The following is a 25,002-nucleotide window of genomic DNA, read 5'->3' as shown; positions in this document are numbered from 1 at the left end:
TGGCAGAGCGACAGACAGTTCCAGGCTGAGTGACGTAAGACCAATAAACGTGTGCCACTGAGCCTTTTACCTCAAAATAGAGTTTTACCCCAAAATAGAGAAAAATTAAGACAAACCACGAACCGCAGCCGCCACTTGTTGAGACACAAAGGGCAAGATGGCTTCATTTTGACTGTGGGGCTTATCTTCTGTGAAGACCACCAACAAATAAGGGCGATGGTCTGGGATTTCAATGTAGGCTGCATCATGGCGAACGCGACTCGTTAAACCCGCCTTCGACCACAGTTGAGCCGTTTGGGGCAATCCGGCTCCTAAGAAGCCAGTCACTTGATTTTCGGGATCAGCCGCCAAATCAGCCGGATGCAGACTGCGTTTCATTAAATCCATCATGGTTTGCGATCGCCGCGCCGACACGGCCACTCCTCCTATGATGCTGTGCAATAACCGCGCTGTGGCATTGGTAGTCAACCGATTGCGGTTGTCCATTGTTTCCCCTAAAAACGCCCGCTCTCTGCCATAGGGGCCATCACACCAGGTTTTTTGGTTGACGTTGATCGTTTCTAGCTCTTCCCAGTTAAAGGACTGAAAGTAGCGGTTGACCATGTTGCGCTGGTTTTTCCAGGTTTCAAAGGGAGGAGACGGTAACTCTGGACCGCTGGTGGTTCCAGTCAACACATCCACAACCAGGCTGGTCGCGTCGTTACTGGAGTCGATGATCATGTCTCGAATGGCGCGATCGAGTTCGTCCGACTGGGTCACCATTCCCTTTTCAAGCCACTCATAGACGGCCACCAGGTAAAACAGCTTGACCACGCTAGCCGGATAGATGCATTCAACGCCCCGGTAGGCAAATCCTCGCACCGGACGTTGCCAGAACTCATGCGGTGTTAGCGCACCGCCCGTATTCACGGGTACCGGATCGTCATAAACAACCCAGGTCAGGGCAATTTGGTTGCGAGCCAGTCCTGGAAATTCTGACCATGTGGCTTCCAGGAGGCGATCGCCTAGCTGTTCTAGTTGTTCATCTCGCTGAAAGAATGGCATGATCAAACCTCAAAGGATATGTAGACGCTAAACTTTGGCTTGTCAATTGTAACCATTGGTTCTGAACGCTCAATCGGCCTGACCTACCTTGTGATTTAAAGATTTTTGTCTCTGTATCATGGTTTTGCTTTCCCAACTACAAACAACCGTCCAGTCCAATCAATCTGTCGAATACCAGTGTCAGGCCAACCTCAACCTTTACGATTCACCCGATCTGACAGCATTAGCAACCCAGGCAGTAACCAATCGCCAGTTGCGCGTCGTATCGCTGCCGTTCGATGCGGATGGGCAGGGGGCAGGAGCCGCAGTGCAAGTGAGATTATGTGAGGACAACTATCCTGGCTGGCTACCGTTAGAAGATCTGGATTTAATCGAGCCGGCTGAAACGCCATATGAGGCGATCGACCTAACAGAAGCAGAAATCCGGGCGCGGATTCCCAGCGTGATTGCCTACGCCTACGCCACGATGTCGCAGCCGAATTACTATCTATGGGGTGGAACGGTTGGCCCCAACTATGACTGTTCTGGTTTAGTGCAAACGGCGTTTGCATCCGCTGGCATTTGGGTGCCCCGAGACTCCTATCAACAAGAGGCATTTACCCAACCCGTTGCATTAGAGGCACTTATCCCTGGTGACCTTGTCTTTTTTGGCACTCCAGAGCGAACCACTCATGTGGGGCTTTACCTGGGTGAAAGATGCTACATCCACAGTTCCGGCAAAGCCCAAGGACGCAACGGCATAGGCATTGATACGCTATCCACCGAGGGCGACGAGATCAGCCGAGCCTATTTTCAACAGTTCCGCCGAGCGGGTCGCGTGGTGAGCAGTTTCTCTTAGAGCATGGTTTAGAGGGGGGTAAACCAGATTGAACGATCGCCTGATGAACCCCGCTCACCGCTCCACAGGTTGCAGCGCTGGTTCAACGCGCCACAGTTTGCCGTCTAGCACTGCGCTGGGTTTAACCGACACAAGACGGTAATTGTGCTGCTGTAACCGTGTCTTTAATCCGTCTGACGGTCGAAACAAAAGCACATCCGTGAAGCGATCGGGAATGGTGGGAGTCATCTCTCCTTTAACCAGAAGTAACTGTACCGTAGGATTGAGCTGATAGCTCAGTGGCAACACGGTAATACCCGCATCAGCATCGCTGATGAGCAAAGGGCGATCGGCCTGGTTCGCAATCCAGGCCGTCTGCCGGAGTTCTGCTTTGAATGGCCCTCCTTGATACAGCAGTTCCGTCAAGATTCCGCCGGAAATGAGTAGAACAACCAGCGATCGGCAGAGGTACAGGGGCACCATCCGCGAACGAGCAGTGGTAATGCAAACACTCATGCAATAGGCAACGGCTAACTGCATTCCCAAAAAGGCTGGAATCAGATAACGTCCGGTTGCCGATCGCTGTCCCCCCAGGATCAGATCAGGCCCGATCAACAGCAGCAGCGGCACGGCAATTTGAATCACAATAAACAGCCAGACAGGTTTGGGCGTATCACGGCAGAGAAGGTAGAGGGAATAGCCCACCAGCAACACGAGCATCAACGCTACACCATTAACCAACAGGGCAGCATCCCGCAGATCGTCCAAATTGAAAAACACGTCGTTCAGGCTCACGGCCCAGCGTTGCACCAGTGTAAGCACAGGGAGATCTCTGGCCGTGCGGTTGGGTAAGGTGCGCCACTGCACAGCAATAACAGCGATCCAGGGCGTAAACACGACGATGCCGATGAGGGTCGCTCGGAGGTAGGCGATCGCCACCCGGCTCAGACGACCCGACTCTAGCCAAAGGACGTAGATTCCATGTCCCAGCAGGGTAAAGCCGAAAAAAAGATGCGTATACAAGCCCACCGCCACCGTTGCCGCATACAGCCACCAGTTTGACGGGGTGCGTAACCGGATCGATCGCAGCAGCAGCCAGCTAGATAGCAAAATCATCACAATCCACGCACTGTTTTGGCGGGCGCTTTGGGCATGAAAAAGATGCATTGGAGAAACTGCAACCAGGGCGATCGCCATGCCACCCACCAGAGCCGAGCCAAACAATTCCAGACAGAGCCAGTAAATACAGGGAAGAGCCAGGAGACTAATCAGAGCAGATAAACTTCTTAAACCTTCGACCGAACTGCCAAACAACTGCACCCAAAATCGCGCCATTAAGTAATACAAAGGAGGGTGTTCGGGATGACCGACAAAGGCTCGAATGGCATCCAACAGACTGCGATCGAAATGGGGACGTTGATACTGTTGCAACTCTCCAAGTGTAATAACCTGCCCATTAAAAACCTGTGTAAACAGGTCGTTTTTTGAATACCCCGAAATCCGCAAAAACGTTAACGTTTCATCATTCGTCAGTACGCGCCAATCTAAATCGACCAACCGAAAAAAGACACCAATAATGACAACAATAGTGATGACTAACCAGGCTCGAAGCAATACTGTATTCGATTGAACTGCACTTGAATGAGCGGCAAGCTGAGATAACTTCATGCTAAATAGTCATTACATTAGTCATACATTAGTCATGTGTTGCAATGGAGGCAAAGGATAAGATTTTCGCAACACAAATCTCGTCTCTTATTTTTATAGTTGTTAACACCTTATTCGCCCTTCATGATTTAATGCCTTTTTTAATCAAGACAGTGTGAATAGCTCAGTATACAGTTTGATAATTCAATAAAGATGTTCTAACGCCGATGAATTTACTCGTTAAAGTTTGGTATTTCTAGTTAAAGACGGCCTCACACCCCGTCCTGTCATGCCGCGTGAATGACCCGAATCGATGCAGTTTGGGCATTACTGATGGGATGCGTGAATTTTGTGGGGACGTTGCCTCTACAGCAGGAAGGAACCTACCGCTTTCCTACCGTCATTCGCAACGCCATGTCAGTTTGTGCTCACCCGCCTATTTAGCGACCTATGACTCTCAAGCTTCGACCGCTCATTGCTGCTGGAAACCAGGTCGTAAAGCGATTTAAGCCTTACCTGCGCTGGTTTATTCTGGGTGGCACCCTGTTATTTTTGGTGAAGGCATTAAAGGATAACTGGCGCGAAGTAACCGCCATTCGGATTGACGAAAACGGATGGGCTTGTTTGGCGATCGCCACCGGAGTCACACTGCTGGCGCACATCTGGTCAGGTTGGGTCTGGAGCTGGATTCTGCGAGAGTTAAATCAGCCTGCTAACGGCGTTTGGGGGGTTTTGGTGTACCTCAAAACCAACATCGCCAAATATCTGCCGGGTAACGTCTGGCACTTCTACGGTCGGGTTAACGCGGCTCGAGCCGTGGGCTTCCCACTCGGAGCTGCAACGCTCAGCGTGTTGATGGAGCCGCTGTTGATGGCCGCATCAGCCCTGATGATTGCGCTGGCAACCACCCAGCAGGTGAACCTGGGCATTCAGGTGTTTAGCCTTGTCGCAGTGCTGTTGGGCATCCATCCCTGGGTGTTGAACCCCATTTTGCGATATCTGAGCCGAGTTAAAGCCAAGATGCAGGGCGCAACCGATGGTCAGCAGCTTCAGATCAAGCGCTACCCGCTGTTGCCGCTCCTGGGCGAACTGGGTTTCTTAGGGCTGCGCGGCAGCGGATTTTTACTGACCATTGTGGCATTGCAGCCCGTTCAGCTAGCACAAACCCCATCTATCATCAGCGCCTTTGGCATTGCGTGGCTGGTTGGCTTAGTGGTTCCCGGTGCGCCGGGAGGTCTTGGCGTGTTTGAGGCCACGGCGATCGCCCTCCTCAACCACGAATTTTCAACGGGAAGCGTCCTCAGTGCAGTGGCACTATATCGCCTGGTCAGCACCCTGGCAGAAGCGATCGGCGCGAGCATGGCCTGGCTGGACGACCAATGGAATATGTCCCCGGTCGAATCCAATCTCGAAGGGTCGAGCGAGGCAAAACCGTAGTTGCAGCACTGGCTTGATTTGGCCGGATTTGGCTTAACAATACCTGATAATGTAAGTTCTGCCAGTGTGGTGCAACGTTGACCACACGGCATCAAGCCCCACGTTGATCAGGCTGTCTTATATGGTTGTTGATAAGCATGAGCAACTTGCCCCGCTAGATACCGATCGCCCCGCTCTTTCCGTCGTTGTGCCCATTTACAACGAAGCCGAAAGCCTACCTCACCTGCTCAAGGCCATCACCACCAACCTTGATGCGCTCGCTCTGACGTATGAGGTTATTTGCGTCGATGACGGTTCCAGCGATGGCTCCACCGAAATTTTGCGCCAGCAAACCGAGGTTTACCCCTACTTAAGAGCCGTCCTCTTGCGCCGCAACTATGGCCAAACTCCAGCAATGGCGGCAGGGTTCAACTATGCCTGCGGTGATGTCATCATTACCCTGGATGGCGACTTGCAAAATGACCCAAGCGACATTCCCCGCCTGCTTGCCAAGTTAGACGAAGGCTACGACCTGGTCAGCGGCTGGCGCAAAGAGCGGCAAGATGCCGCATTGACCCGGCTCCTACCGTCCAAAATTGCCAACTGGCTGATTGGTAAAGTGACTGGGGTATCGTTGCACGACTATGGCTGCTCCCTCAAGGCGTATCGAGCGGAGCTGGTAATGGACATGAAGCTGTATGGTGAATTGCACCGCTTCTTGCCCGCACTGGCATTTATTGAAGGCGCACGCATTGCCGAGCTTCCAGTACTGCACCATGCGCGGCAGTTTGGGCAAAGCAAATATGGGTTGGGGCGCACCTTCCGCGTTTTGATGGACTTGCTAACCATCTTTTTCATGAAGAAGTTTTTGACCCGTCCTATGCATGTCTTTGGTCTATTTGGCCTGGTTTGTATGATTCTGGGTACGATTACGGGCCTATACCTCACCGTGCTCAAGCTGGGGTTAGGACAAAGCATTGGCGATCGCCCCCTGCTCATTCTGGCCGTTGTGCTGTTTCTAACGGGCGTTCAGCTCTTTAGCTTTGGCCTACTGGCAGAGCTATCGATGCGAACCTACCACGAATCGCAGAATCGCCCTATTTACCGTGTGCGGGAAGTCCTCGGAGCAGACAAACCCATGCCACCGATGTAGAACCGCAACGCTCTTCCGCGAGCCGGGTGAAATTAAAGTGAGAGGCTCAGGCCAGTTCAATTCGTTCGCAAATGCCACGCCTTGGGCTGGGTAAATGTCTGAATGCCATAGGTGGAGAGCGTTAGACCGACACCAGAATGCCCTCGCCCCGACCAGGGCAACCGGGGACTGACGCGATCGCAACAATTCCAGTAAACCGTACCGCTGTTCATTTGCTGCAAAATTGCCCTGGCTCTCTTCTCCTGAGCAGTGTAAACGCTTGCCGTTAAACCATAGGGCGTATCGCTCATTAACTGCACCGCTTCTGCATCATCCGACACGGGTTGAATGCCAATAACAGGGCCAAAGCTCTCCTCTCGCATCACCGTCATGGCATGGGTGGTGTCGAGTAACACCGCTGGCGCAAAAAAGTATCCCGGTCGGTCGAGACGGTATCCACCCACGGCCAGCTTAGCGCCCTTAGCAACCGCATCCGCGATCTGATGTTCCAACACCTGCAACTGAGCGCGACGGGCTAATGGCCCAATGTAGGTCGTTTCTAGCGTTGGATCGCCCACCTGCAAGCCTTCCACCCGTTTGACAAAGTGGGCAACAAACTCTGGATAAATTCGGTAGTGAACATAAATGCGTTCGATCGCACAACAGCTCTGCCCGGTGTTATAAAACGTGCCATCGACCAGGGCAGCCGCAACTGTCGCCACGTCTACATCGTCACAGACATAGGCCGGATCTTTGCCTCCCAGTTCTAGCTGCACTTTCATCAAGTGCCGTGAAGCAGCGGCTGCAACCTTACAGCCCGTGGCATAGGAGCCAGTGAAGAAAACGCCGTTGAGCGGATGCTCCAGCAGTAGCGCCCCCACCTCCCCGGTGCCCAAGATGAGTTGAAACACACCCTCCGGCACGCCGGCCTGTCCCATGAGATGGGCGATCGCCTGTCCAGTCAACGCGGCATACTCGGACGGCTTATACAGCACCGCGTTTCCCGTTAGCAGTGCCGGAATAAAAACATTGGTGCCAACAAAGTAAGGATAGTTCCAGGCCGAAATGTTGGCAACAACGCCTAATGGTTCATGGCTAATTTGCTCCCGCAGTCCGCTATTGGGGTCAGCTAGCACCGTCTCTGTCTGGATAACCCGCTCCACCTGCTCCAGAAAAAAGGGAATACGCTGCGTTGTCGCCTGTACTTCGGCACGAGCCTGGGTGATGGGCTTTCCCATTTCTGCCGTCAGTAAACTGGCTAGCCCCTCTGCCTGCTCGACTAGCAGTTGATTAAAGCGGCGAATCACCTGGATACGCTCGGCTAAAGAAGTATTTGCCCATGCCGCCTGTGCATGTTTGGCCTGTTCTACCTTGTGGGCGATCGTGACAACCGTATCGTCCGGAAGTTGCTCAACCCGATCCTCAGTGGAGGGATTAACAATGGTCAACATTGATTCAGCCTGTAATCAACCAGGACTTACTGTACGGCTTCTGTTGACCATTGGCTGAATCACACGCTACTGAGTTCGTTGCCATAAACCGGGCTACAGCACCTCGGCTCTTAACCGCGCGATCGGTAAACAAAGGAACTTGCGATAGCCGGGAACGTACGCCCGCTGGCTGAATACATCGTACTGGTTTGCTTCGATCACATCCAGGATTTTGCGATACAGCATCAGGGCAGCCCACACCGGAAACCGAGCATCTTGGCTGAGAGAGCCAATGCCCGACTCGGCCTGGGTATAAAACTGCCGCGCCCGCTGAATTTGAAAGCGCATCAGTTCACGCCAGCGATCGTCTACCACCCCATTCAGCAGGTCTTCTTCGGTGTAGTTAAACTGCGCCAGATCTTCCAACGGAATGTAAATGCGACCACGACGAGCATCCTCGCCTACATCTCGCAAAATATTGGTGAGCTGGTTGGCAATCCCCAGGGCGATCGCCTCCGATTCAGGATTGCGTCGTTCGGGACTTTGCCAGGGCGTAGAACCCGAATTAGGGTCTACACCCATGACCGCTGCCGACATCAACCCTACCGTTCCGGCAACTCGGTAACAGTACAGGTTTAAGTCTTCAAACGTGCTATAGCGCGATCGATAGAGATCCATCCGTTGGCCAGCGATCATATCGCGAAACGGCTGAATATCCATCGGGAACCGTTCCAGCGTATCAATTAGCGCCACATCCAAATCATCCATCGGATGCCCTGCAAACAGCGCCTCCAGATTTTGTTCCCAATGATCGAGCGTGGCATCGGTTGTCAGATCGGCTCGCGGGCCATCAACCAGCTCATCAGTACGGCGGCACCAGACATAAATTGCCCAGATTGCCCGACGCTTTGCCTCCGGCATTAGCAGCGTACCTAAATAGAAAGTTTTGGAATATTCTGCCGTAATTTGGCGGCAAAGTTCGTATGAGTCTTCTAGTGAAGCCAGGGTGGTTATGCGAGGGGATTCAGGCAGTTGCAGCATTACATTGCAATCTGGGGGTCATTATTAAGGCTATCAGCGATTGGTCTATCGGCTATCTGCCACGGGGGGATAGAGCCAGCGGCAAAACCGAGTCAACCTTGTGTCAACGATCGGGCTATGGTTAGCCGCTAACAGCAGGCTCGATGGCATTTGGGGCCAAAGGTTGTTGACTAACCCCTGGCTGCCGACTGTTAATAGCCTGCGCTGTCAGCTTACCAGAAAGAACGGCCCCCTCCATGCTTGCCAGGTAACGTTGCATTGTATAGTCTCCAGTTAAATAAAAATTGGAGATGGGAGTAGACTGCGAAGGACGACACTGCTGCCGCCCCGGCGTAGCTTTGTAAACCGAGCGCGGAGTTTTGACAACTTTATACTTCAGCAGCTTAGCAGGATTATCCGTACCAAAATGCATTGGGAACAGTTTCTCTAGCTCAGTCATGGTCGCAGCTACAATCTCGTCGTCTGATTTGCTAATCCAGTCTTTAGCCGGAGCCAGCACCAGTTCTAGCATAGAGCGATCGGGACTGGCATAGCCCCGGCAAGTATTGCTCATGTCAGCGTACACACTCAGGAGGGGCGATCGCGAGAACAACAGATGATCGACATCCGTTAATTTGCGATCGAACCACAGGTGCAGGTTGATTACAGGCACCCCTTCCAATCCATTGAGCTTCTTGAAGTAGTCCATTTCGCGCCACGCCGCAGGCAGCATTACCTTAAATGGATCAACGGGCATCGCAGACACATAGAGATCGGCAGTCAAAATCTCATCTTCTGCGCCGTTTAGCCCTCGAATCAGAAACCCACGAACGCTGTTATCGTCGTTGAGCAAAATTTCCTTCAGTGGCGCATTCAGCCGCACCTCGCCCCCTCGTTCGGTGACGTAATCCACCATCGGTTGACATAACCGTTCGGGGGGCGCTCCATCGAGGAAGGCCATTTTCGACCCTTGCTTTTCTTGTAAGAAGCGGTTCAGCGCCGTTAAAAGAATGGTGGACGAAATTTCGTCTGGATTGATGAAGTTCAATGCCTTAGACATGGCAATAAACACCTCCTTCTCCACCCGTGGCGGCACCTTTTGCCGCTTGAGCCACTCCGAGAAAGAATACTTGTCCATGTCTTCAACATAGGACTGCCCTTTGATCATGGCCGGAATTAAGCCAATGCCAAAGCGAATTTTTTCATCCCACGTCAACATATCGTTGTTGCGGAGAATAGCCACAATGCCATTGATTGGGGCAGGAAGATCTGGAAAATCAAATCGGGAGTAGGTGCCCGGAGCCTCTGGTTGGTTGAAGATCATGGTGTGTTCTTTCCACTGCAACCGATCTTCAATTTCTAGCTCTTTAAAGAGCTGCAACATGTTGGGATAGGCACCGAAGAAAATATGTAACCCCGTTTCGTACCAGTCACCGTCTTCATCCTTCCACGCAGCGACTTTCCCCCCCAACACATCTTGACGCTCAATCACAATGGGAGTGTATCCAGCATCGGTAAGATACTTGGCACAAGAAAGACCCGCTAGCCCTGCTCCGGCGATCGCAACTCGCATGTAACGCTATTGTCCTTATGAAGTCTTACGTCTACTAGCTCTCATTATATGTTGCAAACTGTTACATTTTGTCGCAGGCATCATAGAGCAGTAAATTATCCTCCAAAGTTACGCTCTTCTGGGCGTTTATGCCAGTTTTTTGGCTCAACGTTCGATCGCAACCGTTAGCCAGGTATCCCCCAGGAGGGCAATTTTGGCGTTTTAAAATCTTGCAAAATGGGCAAAATGAAAACGGATTTTCCCTGAATTGCCTGCATTCATACCTCCCTCGGCCTAGAGCAGCACCCATCGACAACACGAACTCAGCGCCTTACAGCTCATTTTTATTGACGAAAGCAGATGACTGAATTGAATTTGCCATCAGAGCGCATTTCTACTGGCTTGGCTGGGTTAGATGCAATACTTTGCGGTGGACTGATTCGACGGCGATCGTACCTGGTACGGGGTGGCCCTGGAACGGGCAAAACAACCATTGGGATGCATTTTCTCTCTCAAGGAGTTGCAGCCGGAGAGCAAACCTTGCTCATCGCTCTGGGGGAACCAACCGAGCAAATTTTAGCCGATGCCAAAACGCTCAACCTGAACCTGGATCACGTCACCGTCTTAGACCTCAGCCCGACCTCCAACTTTTTTACCCAGATCCAGACCTACGACATCTTCTCTCCGGCTGAGGTTGAGCGCGAACCCATTTCGCAACAAATTATTGAGCAAATCCAGGCACTCAAACCCCAACGCGTGTTTTTGGACTCGATGACCCAGTTTCGCTACCTTGCTCCCGATCCGTTTCAGTTCCGCAAGCAGGTGCTATCTTTCCTGCGGTTTTTGGTTGAACAAGAAGCAACCATCGTTTTTACCTCAGAGGGAAGTGAAGAGGCTCCCGATGATGATCTGCAATTTATGAGCGACGGGGTGATTCATCTCAGCCTATTACCGCCAGGGCGCACGCTCACAGTGACTAAATTTCGAGGGTCCGACTTTCAAAAAGGCACTCATTCCATACGGTTGACCCACCACGGCATGAACGTCTTTCCGAGACTGTTACCCGGAGTCTACCGCCGAGAGTTTCCGCTCGAAACAATTCCCAGCGGCCTTCCAGACCTTGATGAACTTTTGCATGGGGGAATAGAGCGAGGAACGGTTACTATCTTCAGCGGCCCCAGCGGTGTTGGTAAAACAACCGTTGGGCTGCAAATTATGAAAGAGGCGGCAGGTCGAGGCGAACGGTCTGTGGTCTATACCTTCGAAGAAGAGGTGGAAGTGATCAAGCGACGCTGTGATGCGGTTGGCATTCCAGCACGCATGATGAGCGATCGCGGCGTTCTATCGTTAGTCAAAATAGAGCCGCTGCAACTTACCCCCGACGAGTTTGCCAACCTCGTCCGCCAGGAAGCGGAAGACAGACAGGCTCGCATCATTATGATTGACAGCGTATCGGGCTATCGGCTGTCGCTCAGCGGTAAGGATCTGGTGAGCCACCTCCATGCGCTTTGCAAGTACCTCGCCAATGTGGGCATTACCGTTCTGCTGATCAATGAAACAGAGTCGTATGCGGGCGAGTTTCAGGCTAGCGAAATTGGCATTACCTACCTGGCAGATAACTTTGTGTACTTCCGGTATTTCGAAAAAGTGGTAGACCGCAAAATAGAAGTGCGTAAGGCAATCGGCATTCTCAAAAAGCGGCTCAGCGATTTTGAGAAAACTTTGCACGAACTTGAAATTACCCGGCACGGATTAAGAGTAAGCCAGCCTATTTCTGGATTGCAAAACATCCTGGGCGGCACGCCCCAGGGACATGAATAGCGGGCTGAACGAGCAAGCGTTTACCAGGAAGCAGGGGTGCATCTGCCAGAAAATCGCTGTACTCTATCGGTAGTAGGTCGTTAGTCGGGCGATCGCCCAGTGCGTTAAATCAATGGCGATCGACCCATCCAAGCGTGTTCCCTGTCGATTGATCTCCTCGGCTTTCCATATATCTGATATCTGACAGCAAGAAAGCCCATCTCACTGCAACAGAAGATTAAGCAGGTAGTACCGATTGTGGGTAACGAGGTTTGAGCTGTTATTCACAATCCTTTAAGCGCATGAATATGCATCGGATTCTTTTATTGCTCGAGCATCGAGAAAATCGCAGCCTCCTCGCAGATTGGTTATCTCGTCGCCATCAGGTTTTGTTGCCTAACCTGGCAACCATTAACGCTCAGGCGGCATCGCTTCGACCCAACCTGCAACCCACCAATCAAATGACAAGTGCAACAGCCACTTCATCTGGCTCTTTAGCAGTTTCCAGTCCGTTTGATCTGTGCATTTTGGATGGTCAAGCGCTACATCGACTGTGGCACTGGGTTCAAGCTTGTAAACAAGAGGCTGACCCGCTATTTTTGCCATTTTTGCTGGTCACCCCACGATCGAGTCTTAATATGGCAGCGTGCCACTGGCAGTGGGTCGATGAGGTATTGGTCAGCCCGGTTGAAAAAGCAGAGCTGCAATTTCGCCTTGACGTGTTGCTACGAACTCGGCAACTGTCTTTAGATTTAGACCAGCGCAACGGTGAGCTTCAAACCGTTAACACTCAGCTCACAGCAGCAATTCAGCGATCGGAATACGCTCGGCTGGAGGTGCAAAAAAGCGAAACGCGGTTCCGATCGCTGCTGGAGTCGGCTCCTGATCCGATTGTGGTGGTTGAACCGCAAGGTCAGATTGTTTTAATTAACAGCGAAACGGAACGCACGTTTGGCTATCACCAGGACGAATTGCAGGGAACTCCGCTCGATCGCCTCTTGCCGCAGATTTCTGACGAGGTTTCTCAGTCTGCCGCATTGAGTCGGCCTCTGTCCGGCGCAGTAATAGGCTGCTGGGCACGCCGCAAAGATGGCAATACGTTTCCAGTTGAGGTTCGCTTCAGCCCGCTCGAAACGCCACACGATTCTCCAGAGAAGAGGCAACACGACGATCGCCTGATAACAGCCATTATTCGAGACGTTACCGTCCAAAAACAGGCCGAACAAGAGATTCGCAATGCGCTTCAAGCCGAGCAGGAACTCAGCGCGATGAAAACCCGGTTTGTGTCGATGGTGTCCCATGAGTTTCGTAATCCGTTAACCAGCATTTCACTTACGAGTCATCTTTTGGAACAGTGCAGCGAGGGATGGTCGGATGAAAAAAGACAGGAGTATTTCCAACGCATTAAAAAGACCGTTCGGATGATGAACGAACTGTTAGAAGATGTGCTGTTTATTGGTCAGGCAGATTCTGGCAAGTCGGTCTTTAACCCTACTCCGCTCAATGTGGTTTTGTTCTGCCAGGAGTTAGTGGAAGAACTGCAAACTCATCTCGGCAACCAGCATCAGATCACGTTGACTGTGGAGCCAATCACAGTAGAACCAATCACAGTAGAGCCAATCACAGTAGAGCTAATAGAGCCGGCGAATACCCTGGACACCCATCCGGCGATCGCTGCACCCACAGTGCTACTGGATGCGAAACTGTTGCGCCATGTGTTGATCAACCTCCTCAACAATGCAACCAAATACTCACCGCAAGGCGGTCATGTTTACTTCTCATTAATACGCCATCCGAACCGGGTAGTGTTTCAAATTCGTGACGAGGGCATTGGTATCCCTGAAGCCGATCAGGTTCACTTGTTTGAGGCATTTCACCGGGCTGGCAATGTGGGCAGCATTGCCGGAACAGGGTTGGGGTTGTCTATCGTGCAGCGCTGCGTTGCGTTGCATGGTGGTACGGTTGAGGTGGTTAGTAAGATAAACGTGGGGACAACCTTCACTGTTACCATTCCGGTGCAACCTTGACTGGTAGAATCAGGTGTCAGCCGTTGGATAAGTGCGATCGCCTCGATCCAATCCCTTTAACCAACTGGATACTGACCCCACATCCAATTGTGCCCTCTGGCTGAATCGTGCCTCACCATGTGCTACAGCAACCACTGAAGCTGAAAATCCATGCGTAAGCCATCCCGATCCTTTTTTAAGCGATTGTTTGCTACCGGAAGTGATGAAAACTTTTTGAAGGCGCTGGGTGGTGTCGAAACCCTCGTCTCCAAAATTCTTTCGATCGCAATGGTCGTTGTGCTGCTGGTAGCCGTGGCCGACCTGTGCCTTTTTCTAGCTCAACAACTCTTGTCAGAACCCTATGGTTCATTCTCGCAAACGCTGATCGAAATCTTTGGCTTGTTTCTCAACATTTTGATTGCCTTAGAAGTCCTGGAAAACATCACGGCTTACCTGCGTCGGCATATCGTTCAGGTGGAATTGGTGATTGTTACCTCACTAACAGCGGTAGCCCGGAAAATTATTATTTTTGACTTCAATAAAGCTGGAGGATTGGATTTGATTGGTCTGGCTGTTGCCAGTTTGGCACTGGCATTGAGCTACTGGATTGTGCGGCGGACGAACCGCAGCACGCAGCCATAACCCAATCGGCTCTATGTTCCCCTGTGTTCGAGCGTTGGCACCTGAGATAGAAAAGGGCCACTCAGCAGCAAGACGGTTGGAGCGTCTAACTCACCATTGACCCGGAGTCCACTGGCCTGCTGAAACCGTTGAACCGCAGCATTCAATGAATCAGACGGTCGGTTCAAGAATCCTAATTGGCGCAGATAATCCGTCGCCTGAGATTGAATTAGCCCGCCTTCCTCAGGACGAAAGATTGGCACATATTCTTTACGCCAGATTCGTTCAAACTGGGTGCGATCGATCTGAAAAATTCTGCCAAAAGCAGGGTCGGCGATTGTAGCGGTATTATCCTTCAAGCCAATTAGCGCCACCGCATGAGGCGCTCGACCCGTCTCGCTATACAACCACGTTGCCAACACGCCCGGTCGGTTCACTTGCTGCATTTGTTCCCAGGTTGGAAACAGCTCCACACCGTCCATGCCCATCGCTTGAGCTGCAACAATAAGCTGGGGCATCGAGGTTCCCAGACGGCTTGTTCCAGCGAACCGGGCAACCTCGGATTCAGTGGCATCAAAATCCCAGAGCCGCAAGACGGTTGCCAGTGCTGCCGGGGCGCAACTGCTGTTGGAGGTTTGGCGAAAAACGCCGTTGGGCTGCAAGTTATCGTTCAAAGAGGCATAAATTGGCGCAAGAAAGTAGGTTTCAGCCGCCGTGAAGCCACCCAGACCGATCAGCCCAATCAGCGCTACTGCCACAACTTGCGATCGCGCCGTTTTCCAACTCACCATAAACGCCACGCCACAGAACCCTAACAACGTTACTCGCAGAATTGTCCAGGTCACGCGCATCCCATACACGCGCCACTCTAGAGGCAACCCTTGAAACTGGGGAACGTAAAGCGCCAGCAGCAGCAAGCTAAAATACAGCCCTAAAAAGGCCAGCGATACTGAAGCTTTTCCTTTGAACAAATCATTTGCAGTTGCACCTTTACGCAGCATTAGCCGACCAAAGCGCATTCCCCAACGAAACAGTAAGGCTCCCAGCAGGATGGTCAGAATGGTTTCGATCAGCATAGTAATGAGTGAGAAAGTGAGTTTGTGGCGGGAGAAAATAGGGTTAGAAACATCTCTGTTACCCTGACCTCAAACCTTTAGGGAAATCGGCAGAGCGACCTGCACCCCTCAGGGGTTGAATCGAAGCGATCGCCTTGTAATTGAACAGAGCTTAGCAAGTGTGCTTTGCTAGCAGTAACCCCTCTTTAGTATTGATTTATTTGAGTGCTGCCCATGAATCTTGATTTGCTCTTTAATGGTGCCAATTTGTTTGTCTTACCATTTTGGACGCTGATGATCGTGCTGCCAAAATGGGGCATGACCCGTAAGGTCATAGAATCATTTTTGCCGTTTGTGGCACTAGCGGGTTTGTACCTAGTGTTGTTTGTTGGCAGCCTAAATGTTGACTCTGCTGAAGCATTTGCCAACCCACAGTTAGCCGATTTAGCCCGATTGTTTGCCGACGAGCGCGTCATGGCAACAGGTTGGGTTCACTTTTTGGTGATGGATTTATTTGTGGGTCGATGGATCTATCAGGAAGGGCAACGCACTGGCATCTGGACAACCCATTCGCTGGTGCTTTGCCTGTTTGCAGGGCCGTTAGGCTTGCTTTCTCATATTGTGACCCGTTGGGTGACTCACCAATTCTTCTCTAAACCCGAGAGCGATCCGGCAACGGGCACAACCGATCCAGCGGCATTGTAAGGAGCGGCGATTAGCTCAACTGCACAATTAGCTCAACTGCACAACAGGACGGTTATCTAACAACGTTTCAGCCGTCAGCAAATCCTCAACGGTGATTCGCAAAAACCGTTCTTGATCAACCCAGAACAGTACTTTGATCCGATCGCTGCCGGGATGACCAGCAGGCGACAGACGAGCAATGCTTCGAGCTTCAGGATTGTCATTCAACGGCTGAACCTGTGGTTTATTGTTGGTTGAACTGCGGGTAATGAGGCGATCGCCATCAAAGTAAACCTCGGTGCCGCCCGTCTCTGCCCCCAGTTCTCCAATCACTAATTCGATACTGGGTTGGTTCTCAATCGAGGCACCCAGCACCAGTTCTACAGGGGCTGGCATAGGGTAGGGCTGCCCTTGCTGAATTAACGGATGCCAGTTGTGGCAGCGGTTGCGCCGATCCCAATAGCGAATACCGTAGCTGTGATACAAGAAATCCTTCAACTCAACACCCTGGCTAAGCTGAAGTGCCCCGTGGGCGATCGCCTCGAACGGACGTTCCGAACGAATCTTGTCTGAAGGAAAATACTGTTGTATCCAGTTCTGCACAGCAGGAATCTGGGCGGTGCCACCCACCAACACCACCGCATCAATATCGGTTGCCTCGAAGCCCTGCCGCCGTGCCTGCCGCAACACTTGAGCAATGGATTCATCTAACCGTTCAAAGAACTGGTTATCTCGTAGCACCGTGTTGAAGCGATCGCGATCGAGCTGAAGTTCATAGCTTTCCAGCGTCTCATCATTAAAGTACACTTCCGTCGCTTCGGCCTGCTGCGAGAGCTGGATCTTCAGGCGTTCGGCTAACCGCAACGTTAGCGGCGTACTGGTCAACCCTTGCGATTGAGCAAAGTAATCCATCAGCCAGTGATCAATATCCGCTCCACCCAAATTTTGCCCTGCCTTTGCCACAACCCGCGCCGTTTTGAGACGTTGCTTAGCCGGGTCTAGCGATTTCTGCCCCCACTTGAGAATAAAGCCCAGCGGCTTTGCACCCGATTGCTGGCGATCGAGCTGCACCAACGACAGGTCTAACGTACCGCCACCAAAATCGACCACCAGCAAGGTTTCGCCATCCGTTAGCCCATAGCCCAACGCCGCTGCTGTCGGTTCGTCCAGCATTCGTACCTGCTCCACATCAAGCGATTGACTCACCTGAGATAGCCAGTTGCGGTAGGCTTCGAAGCTGTCTACCGGGACAGTAAAGACCAGCGAATGCAGATCTGGATCAGCCGCTTGCAGCCGTCGAATCATCTCGGCAAGAAACCACTGCCCCACCTGCTCAAAGCTGACGATTTGTCCATCTAGCTCTGGCAAAAAACCTTGAATGTCGGTACCAATGCCACGCTTAAAGTTGCGGAAGAACCGGGGATTGGTGCCGAGATCCAGCCCGCGATCGCGTACCGTTTGCCCAGCAACAACAACACCCGTCATCGCATCTTCAACAAACAGCAAACTGGGAATTAACGGCGGGTTTTGACCAAGCCGCAGCGAACAGCCTGACAAAGAAAGTGTTTCTGGTTGCTGGGTGATCGAGTTCCAGCGAGCAATCACCGTGTTACTAGTACCAAAATCAACCGCGTAAACCATGAACCGTTCTTATCGTTGCTATACCGTTGCTATCTATTCCACTCAACAGGGGTAAACGTTGCCCTTGTGTCTATTCTTGCAGGATTCGGTTCTCGCAGAATATGGATTCGGAGGAGCCATCTCCGCCGAACAGATCAGCAACCCAAGAAAGAGCCAGAAACCCACCTGGCCGGAATAAGTCACTTCAAAAAGGTAAAACTATTACTTTGGTTCAACGTCAAGCACATTAAATATTTCTTAACCTCAAGGAAGAACCATTGCTAATGCTGCTGCACTCCCAACAGTGCAGCGGATCGAGCCAACCTGAGGAATCGTCATGAACCAGAATCCACCGCTCGAACTTGCAGCGTTTGCCAGAAATCTTAGAAGCGGAATTTGGCTGTTAGGCGTCACCTGCTGGGTGTTTGGGTTGATTGACCGCAGCCTTGATGCCCTTGCAGACGGCTATCTGTCGGGGATTGAGATCACTCAAATCCTGACGGTTTCCTTTTTCCTGGTAGGGTGGCTATTGCTCAAACCCGCTTCTCTCAAATTTTCCCGCAAGATCAATCACTCGGCTTAAACAGCCAGAGGAGCGGCAGCCACTAACCAGACGCCTCACTTGGAATAGGCGGGTTCCAACCCCAGGCTAGTCAACAGACGATCAACATCAAAATGTTTGTGCATCATTTGCCGCACTGCCTGTACCTTTACCGACTCATGTAACCGCACTTGCCCAAAGGCGCGATCGACAATCTCGACTGTAGTCAGCGTATCCAAATCCACCGAGAGAATGGGAACTTCTAAATCTTCTGCACGGCTAACAATAGTAGGGGATGGCGGAATCTGCCCGGTCAAAATAAGGCACTGAGTCGAGGTTTCCAAAGCGGCCAACTGAATATCTGTGCGATCGCCCCCTGTCACCACAGCCATGTTGCGGGCTTTACGGAAATACTTCAGGGCAGAGTTAACATTCATTGCCCCAATCTTGAGGCTCTCCACCATTAAATCCATCCGGTCGGCTCGACACAGCACTTGAGCATTAAGTTGATGCACCAGTTCGCCCACGCTGACACTCCGCAGCAGGTCGTTACGAGGCAACAGTCCCAACACAGCAATTCCCTGCTTTTCTAAAAATGGGCGAATCGTGCTGTTTACTAGCTCCATCTGGTCGAGTGAGATGTCGTTAATCAAAATGCCCAAGAGGCGATCGCCTAGAGCCTGCTGAGCAGCCAGCAACGAATCGACCACCAACCCAGAGTGAAACCGCGTCACCAGCAACACAGACGCGTCTACCGCCTGCGCTACCTGCGGTAGCGACAAATCAAACAACCGTCCCTCGTTCAAAGTTCCTGGCCCTTCCAGTAACACCAAATCGCCGCTGGCCGACTGCGTGTACTGGTTTAGCACATGCTGGTAGTTAACCTGGTTTTCACCGTTAATGCGTTGAGCGATCGTCACTTCATCCAAAGCAAGCAGCGTGGGGCGAACGCGATTGTCGGGCAAGTTCAAGATTTGGGCAATAAACCGAACATCTTCATCCAGTACATCATCTTGAGACTCGTTAAGGCAGGTTCCAATCGGTTTTCCATAGGCGATGTCTAGCCCTTTTTCTTGAAGCTGATAGGCCATACCCAAAATCATGGCTGACTTGCCGCTATAAGCTTCTGGTGAACCGATTAATAGATGTTTAGCAGACTCTGGCACGCCCCACTCCTCTCAACTAATTTTTACTATCGTTGCGATTTAATCAATTCTGGCATTGGCACAACAGCGATCGCCTTACCTGCCGCAGTCAAAAACCCAGGGAACACAGCCTCCCTGGTTTTAAGCCCCCGCCGTATGAGGAGGCATTATGGAGTTTGCCAACCGAAACCATTGCATCCTGATTCAAAGCGGGTGTGAATTGCAGACATTTCACTTCATTGTAGAGGGAGGAATGCTGGCTGCTAGCAGAACGAAAGCCATCCAGCAGAGCAACTACCCAGCAGCGATCGGACATAGATCCCAGTCAACTTGCTTTTTAGCAATCCATAAGCATTTATATTACTTAACCTTTTTTAGCTAAATGGCACTAGGCTCCAGGAATTTAATCTCAATTTGCATGAATATGCAACAGGTTGCCGTCCAGACCTGGCAACGCCAAACTCCGCCAGCTCGAGCAGACGGAGGCTCCGTTTGCGTTGATATCAGCGCCCCAAAACCCCGAACGCTTGAAGAAGCCGAGCGAGGCACCTGCGGTTTGGTTGAGTCGGTGCCTTCAATCCTGTTTGTAGACGGTGGCAAAAGACGACGTAAAGCCCCAAACCAAAGCAAATAAAAGCCCCAAGCCATTAATGGCTTAGGGCCAGGTTGGTAGATGCATAGCTAGACGCAAACTTCGATCTCTCAATCGCGTCGAAATACTAGCTGAGACAGGCTGCCCATAGTAACGAAGGGCAAGCTAGTCATCTAAGCGCAGCAATCGACGGTAAAACCCTTGAGAGAAGTCTGCAATACGGGCACTTTTGAAGTTAAAGAGAACATCAATCAAAAAATCTACAAATTCAAAGTTTGCCAGAGTTAGCTCATAACTCAGTTCTGCATTGCCATCAAACTGCAAGCGGCACCGCGTCAAATCAGCCGGGAGTGACGAAACATTCCAACTGGCAACGAAGGGAATGCTTTCACCACCCTCTATTTTTCGTAGACCTTCCAAATTTCCCATTTGATAGAGGCTGATGGCTAGCGGCAAGGCGTTGCGCTTGCGTCCTTGATAGTAAGGTGAGTAAACGTTTACATCACGAGGATTGGCAGGCTGAAGTTTCTCAAGAGACATGCTCAAGGCATCCTTATTTAGCTTGTACTTAGCTTGTAGTGAGGTAGAAACAGCCGCTAAGGGCTTTAGATGTGAGGGGGCAATTTGGGGAAATAGATAGCACCTACAAGGCTGAAACTAGTGTTCCCCAAATCGATTTCTTGCATTCACCTTGTGCCTACCTACATCTTGTGCCTACCTACATAAAGTAGGCTGCCCACGAAGCCGGGCTGAAACGACTGCTTGTCTACTGAGTTAAGCCAGCCAAGCCAGCTCTTATCGTCCGATTGGGGTTAATTCGGAGGTGCAAGCCAAACAGCGACTAGCGGCAACAGGAACCGTGGTGAGGCAATAGGGGCATTCTCGTACCGCTGGATCGGGAGCTGTTTCTTCTTTACGCTTGAAGCGTTGCAGGAACCGAATGGCGAGAAAGAGCGCCAGCGCAATAATAATGAAGTCGAGAATTGCACCCAAAAAACTGCCAATGGCGATATTGAACGGTGGAAGAATGGTTCGCGTGCGCCAATCTCCCCCCGCAGTGGCCAACAACGGGTTGATCAACGGCATCACAATATCTTCGGTAAAGGAGGTTACAATCCGCCCGAAGGCTCCACCAATGATGACGGCGATCGCCAACTCGACTACATTACCTTTGAGCGCAAATTCCCGAAATTCTCTTAAAAAGCCAGTTGTGGCGGTTCTTGTTCGTCGTACTGTCATAAATTTGAATGTTTTTAGTTGATGTTGATATAGAAAAATAGCACTTTGATCTCTCAGCTACATTTAAGCAGGAAGCGCAAATTAATCAAGTCTGGAACCAGCGGAAAGATACTGATGCAAAAGTACGTTTGCTCTATTTGCGGCTATGTTTATGATCCAGAACAGGGCGATCCAGAGAGCGGGATTGAGCCGGGAACGCCATTCGAAGCCATTCCAGAGGACTGGGTCTGCCCTGTGTGTGGCGCAGAGAAAAGCGATTTTGAACCCGTTGAATCGATCGGTCGCTAGAATATCAATCTCAGCTCTCGATCGCGCGATTAGGTACAACCGTTGCAAGCATTACACGTTGTTGTTATTGGAGGCGGTGCCGCTGGGTTCTTTGGGGCGATCGCCTGCGCTGAGGCGCACCCCCAGGTTCAAGTCACCCTGATAGAAGCGAGCCGTCATCCGCTTCACAAAGTCAAAATTTCCGGTGGGGGGCGCTGTAATGTCACCCACTCTTGCTTTGAGCCAGCCTTACTGGTGCAGCATTATCCTAGAGGCGGCAAAGCGCTGCGTGGCGCATTCAGTCGCTTTCAGCCTCGCAATACGGTTGACTGGTTTAACCGTCATGGGGTCAGGCTCAAAACAGAAGCAGACGGGCGCATGTTTCCGGTAACAGATGACTCTGCCACGGTGGTGGATTGCTTCAGCACAGCAGCACGGCAAGCGGGGGTGACGGTGCGCGTCGGCACACCCGTTGAGGCAGTCACCCGTGCCGCATCCGGCTTTCGTGTGGTGCTAAAAACGGGAGAGTCGTTAAGGTGCGATCGCCTCCTGCTGGCGACTGGCAGCAATCCCCACGGCTATCAACTCGCCCAGTCGTTGGGGCACTCCGTTGAAGCTCCGGTGCCGTCACTCTTTACCTTCAATATTCCCGATCGGCATTTGCACGAGTTAGCCGGTGTGGCGATCGATCCGGCTCAAGTTCGCCTCCATCTTCCTGACGCAAAACCGTTAAAGCAGCAGGGCGCGTTGCTAATTACCCATTGGGGCATGAGTGGCCCAGCCGTCTTAAAACTGTCTGCCTGGGGAGCCAGAGTGCTCCACCAGCACCAGTATCGCGCTAGCTTGCAGGTCAACTGGCTGCCGCACCAAACGCCAGATCAGATTCGGCAAGATTTGCTTCAGGCCAAAGCAGAGCAACCCAAGAAGGCGATCGCCTCTAGCAATCCATCATCACTGCCCCGACGGCTTTGGCAATACCTGGCGATCGTCCAAGCGGGCATTGCCCCTGAGACCCAATGGGCACAATTGTCTAAAACCGCTCTCAACCAACTGGTGCAAGCGCTGAGCCAAAGCTGCTACAGCATCAAGGGCAAAGGCGTTTTTAAGGATGAATTTGTCACCTGTGGCGGTGTCCGGCTCAAAGAGGTTGATTTCAAGTCGATGGAAAGCCGCCTCTGCCCCGGACTGTTCTTTGCGGGTGAAATCCTGGATATCGACGGCATCACGGGTGGGTTCAACTTTCAAAGCGCCTGGACCACAGGCTGGCTGGCGGGTCAGGCGATCGGCGCGGCTGCGGTACACCCTGTGACGGTACCTTAGGCGACTGCCCGCCCGCAAACCCTAAGCCGGGTTAGCACGGGGAAAGGTATATAGCACCGTCATAAAGCGCTGTGGGTCAAAGCTACGTGGATCAAGACGGTTACCCGACCGATCGATCGCGCGGTGGGTAGTAATCCTGGAATCGGGCACACCCGTTTGGGCAATTACCCATGCCAGGGAGCGATACTGCGCCTCTGTATAGCCACTGTGGCTTCTGCTGTTGCCGCGTCCATCAGAGGGCGTTTCTAGCGAGACGTGATAGGCAAAGTTATTAACCGATGCCGGAAACTGAGGATGAGTTCGCACGGCTTCAGGGCCGTTGGCTCCTACAAAGACAGAGTTTCCGGCTCCAAAGGCTCGCATCTCTGGCGATACGATAAACACCACGGTGCCATCTCGTTTAATCAGGCTGTGGTAGCTGACCTGATCGTTTTCGTTGTAATGCGGTGCCCGAAAGGTATTAATGGCACTACTGGCCGAACCGACCGTCTCGTGGATCACAACCAGCAACGCATTTTGCACCGGATTGCCGTTAATATCGACCGTCACTCGTTGCCCATAATTGGTGGGATGAGCAGGCGCAATTTCCTGGGGAGGAGTATAGCTTGAGGCTGGTATCGTGTCTGGTAACGGAGCAGGTTTGCCAGCATACGGGTCGGGCAGTTGCGGTTGCATCTGCTTCGGTTGTACCAGGGGGGCAGCCGTGTATGTATCTGGAGACGACGAGAGAGGGGCGATCGCTGCCCTAACGACCGCCGAGGCAAATACCAGTGCCAATGCCACCAGTCCTAAAGCAAGCGATCGCAAAATAACAGTTCGATTTAGTAGCTTCATGCAAGTGAGAGTTCCAATGTGCCATCATCTTCCCTTACCTTACTTACTTACCTTACTTAAGACAGTCCGGTGAGTTGACCAAACGGTTAACGGTCAGAGACGATGAAAAGGTGATAAAGATCATAAGAGATGGAAATTCGGACGTTAGATTGGCAAGTGTAATTGGTTGCCGAATCGCTCCTTCCACCAGTTAAGATTTTAGGTTGAAATCACGTAAGCAGGTTTGTACCGCCGATGGCAGAAACCCTTTTGTTTAACGCACTGCGCGCCGCGATCGACGAAGAAATGGCGCGAGACCCTTCTGTTTTCGTCCTCGGCGAAGATGTCGGGCATTACGGCGGCTCCTATAAAGTCACGAAAGACCTATATACCAAGTATGGCGAACTGCGGGTACTGGACACGCCGATCGCTGAAAACAGCTTTACAGGTCTAGCCGTGGGAGCTGCGATGACAGGGTTGCGCCCCATCATTGAAGGCATGAACATGGGGTTCTTGCTACTGGCCTTCAACCAGATTGCCAACAATGCGGGGATGTTGCGCTATACCTCCGGCGGCAATTACAAAATTCCGCTGGTGATTCGTGGTCCCGGCGGCGTGGGGCGACAGCTTGGAGCAGAACACTCTCAGCGGTTAGAAGCTTATTTTCAGGGTGTACCGGGGTTAAAGATGGTGGCCTGTTCTACCCCCTACAACGCCAAAGGGTTGCTTAAAGCCGCAATTCGCGACGATAATCCGGTTATTTTCTTTGAGCATGTCTTGCTCTACAACCTGAAGGAAACCCTGCCCGACGACGAATATGTGCTGCCCCTCGATAAAGCAGAAACGGTTCGCAAGGGCAAGGATGTCACCATTTTGACCTACTCTAGAATGCGTCATCACGTGACCAATGCAGCAAAGACACTGGTGCAAGAAGGATATGATCCCGAAATCATCGATTTGATTTCGCTGAAGCCGCTCGACTTTGACACCATCGGTGAGTCGATTCGCAAAACGCATCGAGTCATTATTGTCGAAGAGTGCATGAAGACCGGAGGCATTGGGGCTGAGCTGGTGGCTTCGATCAACGATCGCTTCTTTGATGAACTGGATGCCCCCGTGATTCGGCTGGCCTCTCAAGACATTCCGACCCCCTACAATGGCACATTAGAAAGCTTGACGATCGTTCAGCCTGCCCAAATTGTCGAAGCGGTACAAAATATTGTTCCACTCCGGGTCTAGAT

The 25,002-nt window shown here is 51.8% G+C and carries 24 protein-coding genes; 13 read left to right on the top strand and 11 right to left on the bottom strand.

Translation table 11 applies throughout. The features are described 5' to 3' along the window. Nucleotides 1–105: 105 nt before the first annotated feature. Complete coding sequence (locus IQ268_RS02085) at nt 106–1,044, bottom strand: serine hydrolase (RefSeq protein WP_193875062.1); 939 nt, start codon at nt 1,042–1,044, stop codon at nt 106–108. Between the two features lie 118 nt (nt 1,045–1,162). On the opposite strand from IQ268_RS02085, the gene IQ268_RS02080 reads away from it, so the two are divergent. Further along, nucleotides 1,163–1,882, top strand: a complete 720-nt coding sequence (locus IQ268_RS02080) for a C40 family peptidase (protein ID WP_193875060.1) — start codon at nt 1,163–1,165, stop codon at nt 1,880–1,882. 54 nt (nt 1,883–1,936) lie between these two features. On the opposite strand, the gene IQ268_RS02075 is transcribed toward IQ268_RS02080, so the two are convergent. Continuing rightward, nucleotides 1,937–3,529 (bottom strand): glycosyltransferase family 39 protein, encoded by a 1,593-nt coding sequence (locus IQ268_RS02075; RefSeq protein ID WP_193875058.1) that lies wholly within the window; start codon nt 3,527–3,529, stop codon nt 1,937–1,939. 279 nt (nt 3,530–3,808) lie between these two features. Here IQ268_RS02075 and IQ268_RS02070 point away from each other — a divergent pair, with 279 nt between their 5' ends. The 3 genes from IQ268_RS02070 to IQ268_RS02060 all read left to right on the top strand — a co-directional run bounded on the left by IQ268_RS02070 (nt 3,809) and on the right by IQ268_RS02060 (nt 6,077). Next, nucleotides 3,809–3,952: a hypothetical protein gene (locus IQ268_RS02070; protein ID WP_193875048.1), complete on the top strand. Its 144-nt coding sequence runs from the start codon at nt 3,809–3,811 to the stop codon at nt 3,950–3,952. Nucleotides 3,953–3,958: 6 nt separating this feature from the next. Continuing rightward, complete coding sequence (locus IQ268_RS02065; protein WP_193875046.1) at nt 3,959–4,945, top strand: lysylphosphatidylglycerol synthase domain-containing protein; 987 nt, start codon at nt 3,959–3,961, stop codon at nt 4,943–4,945. A 121-nt stretch (nt 4,946–5,066) separates the two neighbouring features. Then, on the top strand, nt 5,067–6,077 hold the full coding sequence (locus tag IQ268_RS02060) for a glycosyltransferase (protein WP_193875044.1): 1,011 nt from the start codon (nt 5,067–5,069) through the stop codon (nt 6,075–6,077). Between the two features lie 56 nt (nt 6,078–6,133). Here the strand turns inward: IQ268_RS02060 and IQ268_RS02055 are convergent, their stop codons facing one another. The 3 genes from IQ268_RS02055 to pds form a co-directional block, all read right to left on the bottom strand. Further along, a complete protein-coding gene (locus IQ268_RS02055; protein ID WP_193875042.1) occupies nt 6,134–7,507 on the bottom strand; it encodes an aldehyde dehydrogenase family protein in 1,374 nt (457 codons plus the stop codon). A gap of 93 nt (nt 7,508–7,600) precedes the next feature. Continuing rightward, on the bottom strand, nt 7,601–8,527 hold the full coding sequence (crtB, locus tag IQ268_RS02050; RefSeq protein ID WP_193875040.1) for a 15-cis-phytoene synthase CrtB: 927 nt from the start codon (nt 8,525–8,527) through the stop codon (nt 7,601–7,603). A gap of 121 nt (nt 8,528–8,648) precedes the next feature. Then, on the bottom strand, nt 8,649–10,079 hold the full coding sequence (gene pds, locus IQ268_RS02045) for a 15-cis-phytoene desaturase (protein ID WP_193875038.1): 1,431 nt from the start codon (nt 10,077–10,079) through the stop codon (nt 8,649–8,651). A 339-nt stretch (nt 10,080–10,418) separates the two neighbouring features. Between pds and IQ268_RS02040 the strand changes: the two genes are divergently transcribed. From IQ268_RS02040 to IQ268_RS02030, 3 genes are all read left to right on the top strand, one after another. Next, the gene (locus IQ268_RS02040) at nt 10,419–11,879 is read left to right on the top strand and encodes an ATPase domain-containing protein (RefSeq protein ID WP_193875036.1); all 1,461 of its coding nucleotides are present in this window, start codon (nt 10,419–10,421) and stop codon (nt 11,877–11,879) included. A 281-nt stretch (nt 11,880–12,160) separates the two neighbouring features. Then, nucleotides 12,161–13,885, top strand: coding sequence for a PAS domain-containing sensor histidine kinase (locus IQ268_RS02035; protein ID WP_193875034.1), 1,725 nt, complete (start codon nt 12,161–12,163; stop codon nt 13,883–13,885). Between the two features lie 150 nt (nt 13,886–14,035). After that, a complete protein-coding gene (locus tag IQ268_RS02030; RefSeq protein WP_193875032.1) occupies nt 14,036–14,506 on the top strand; it encodes a phosphate-starvation-inducible PsiE family protein in 471 nt (156 codons plus the stop codon). An 11-nt stretch (nt 14,507–14,517) separates the two neighbouring features. On the opposite strand, the gene IQ268_RS02025 is transcribed toward IQ268_RS02030, so the two are convergent. After that, a complete protein-coding gene (locus tag IQ268_RS02025; protein WP_228035009.1) occupies nt 14,518–15,561 on the bottom strand; it encodes a cysteine peptidase family C39 domain-containing protein in 1,044 nt (347 codons plus the stop codon). A gap of 213 nt (nt 15,562–15,774) precedes the next feature. Between IQ268_RS02025 and IQ268_RS02020 the strand changes: the two genes are divergently transcribed. Next, nucleotides 15,775–16,245 (top strand): ABA4-like family protein, encoded by a 471-nt coding sequence (locus IQ268_RS02020; protein WP_193875029.1) that lies wholly within the window; start codon nt 15,775–15,777, stop codon nt 16,243–16,245. Nucleotides 16,246–16,272: 27 nt separating this feature from the next. Here the strand turns inward: IQ268_RS02020 and IQ268_RS02015 are convergent, their stop codons facing one another. Further along, nucleotides 16,273–17,865 carry an Hsp70 family protein gene (locus IQ268_RS02015; RefSeq protein WP_193875027.1) on the bottom strand — a complete coding sequence of 531 codons (1,593 nt, stop codon included), beginning with the start codon at nt 17,863–17,865 and terminating at the stop codon, nt 16,273–16,275. A 316-nt stretch (nt 17,866–18,181) separates the two neighbouring features. Here IQ268_RS02015 and IQ268_RS02010 point away from each other — a divergent pair, with 316 nt between their 5' ends. Beyond that, nucleotides 18,182–18,427 carry a hypothetical protein gene (locus IQ268_RS02010; protein ID WP_193875025.1) on the top strand — a complete coding sequence of 82 codons (246 nt, stop codon included), beginning with the start codon at nt 18,182–18,184 and terminating at the stop codon, nt 18,425–18,427. 35 nt (nt 18,428–18,462) lie between these two features. On the opposite strand, the gene IQ268_RS02005 is transcribed toward IQ268_RS02010, so the two are convergent. Further along, a complete protein-coding gene (locus IQ268_RS02005; RefSeq protein ID WP_193875023.1) occupies nt 18,463–19,551 on the bottom strand; it encodes a phosphotransacetylase family protein in 1,089 nt (362 codons plus the stop codon). 397 nt (nt 19,552–19,948) lie between these two features. On the opposite strand from IQ268_RS02005, the gene IQ268_RS02000 reads away from it, so the two are divergent. Beyond that, nucleotides 19,949–20,164: a hypothetical protein gene (locus tag IQ268_RS02000; protein ID WP_193875021.1), complete on the top strand. Its 216-nt coding sequence runs from the start codon at nt 19,949–19,951 to the stop codon at nt 20,162–20,164. A 123-nt stretch (nt 20,165–20,287) separates the two neighbouring features. Here the strand turns inward: IQ268_RS02000 and ebsA are convergent, their stop codons facing one another. Both ebsA and mscL read right to left on the bottom strand, forming a co-directional pair. Then, on the bottom strand, nt 20,288–20,662 hold the full coding sequence (gene ebsA, locus IQ268_RS01995; protein WP_193875019.1) for a type IV pilus biogenesis protein EbsA: 375 nt from the start codon (nt 20,660–20,662) through the stop codon (nt 20,288–20,290). A 255-nt stretch (nt 20,663–20,917) separates the two neighbouring features. Then, the gene (gene mscL / locus IQ268_RS01990; RefSeq protein WP_193875017.1) at nt 20,918–21,361 is read right to left on the bottom strand and encodes a large conductance mechanosensitive channel protein MscL; all 444 of its coding nucleotides are present in this window, start codon (nt 21,359–21,361) and stop codon (nt 20,918–20,920) included. A gap of 114 nt (nt 21,362–21,475) precedes the next feature. Here mscL and rd point away from each other — a divergent pair, with 114 nt between their 5' ends. Together rd and IQ268_RS01980 are read left to right on the top strand one after the other, a co-directional pair. Next, the gene (gene rd, locus IQ268_RS01985) at nt 21,476–21,649 is read left to right on the top strand and encodes a rubredoxin (RefSeq protein WP_193875015.1); all 174 of its coding nucleotides are present in this window, start codon (nt 21,476–21,478) and stop codon (nt 21,647–21,649) included. A gap of 42 nt (nt 21,650–21,691) precedes the next feature. Further along, nucleotides 21,692–22,948, top strand: a complete 1,257-nt coding sequence (locus tag IQ268_RS01980; protein ID WP_193875013.1) for an NAD(P)/FAD-dependent oxidoreductase — start codon at nt 21,692–21,694, stop codon at nt 22,946–22,948. A 21-nt stretch (nt 22,949–22,969) separates the two neighbouring features. Here the strand turns inward: IQ268_RS01980 and IQ268_RS01975 are convergent, their stop codons facing one another. Then, nucleotides 22,970–23,782 carry a peptidoglycan recognition family protein gene (locus IQ268_RS01975; protein ID WP_193875011.1) on the bottom strand — a complete coding sequence of 271 codons (813 nt, stop codon included), beginning with the start codon at nt 23,780–23,782 and terminating at the stop codon, nt 22,970–22,972. A gap of 234 nt (nt 23,783–24,016) precedes the next feature. Here IQ268_RS01975 and IQ268_RS01970 point away from each other — a divergent pair, with 234 nt between their 5' ends. Continuing rightward, nucleotides 24,017–25,000 carry an alpha-ketoacid dehydrogenase subunit beta gene (locus IQ268_RS01970; protein ID WP_193875009.1) on the top strand — a complete coding sequence of 328 codons (984 nt, stop codon included), beginning with the start codon at nt 24,017–24,019 and terminating at the stop codon, nt 24,998–25,000. The last annotated feature ends 2 nt before the right edge of the window (nt 25,001–25,002 follow it).

The organism is Oculatella sp. LEGE 06141 (assembly GCF_015207605.1).
Lineage (GTDB): Bacteria > Cyanobacteriota > Cyanobacteriia > Elainellales > Elainellaceae > Oculatella.
Note: the sequence above shows the minus strand (reverse complement) of the source record. Positions and strands in the feature narration are given on the sequence as shown.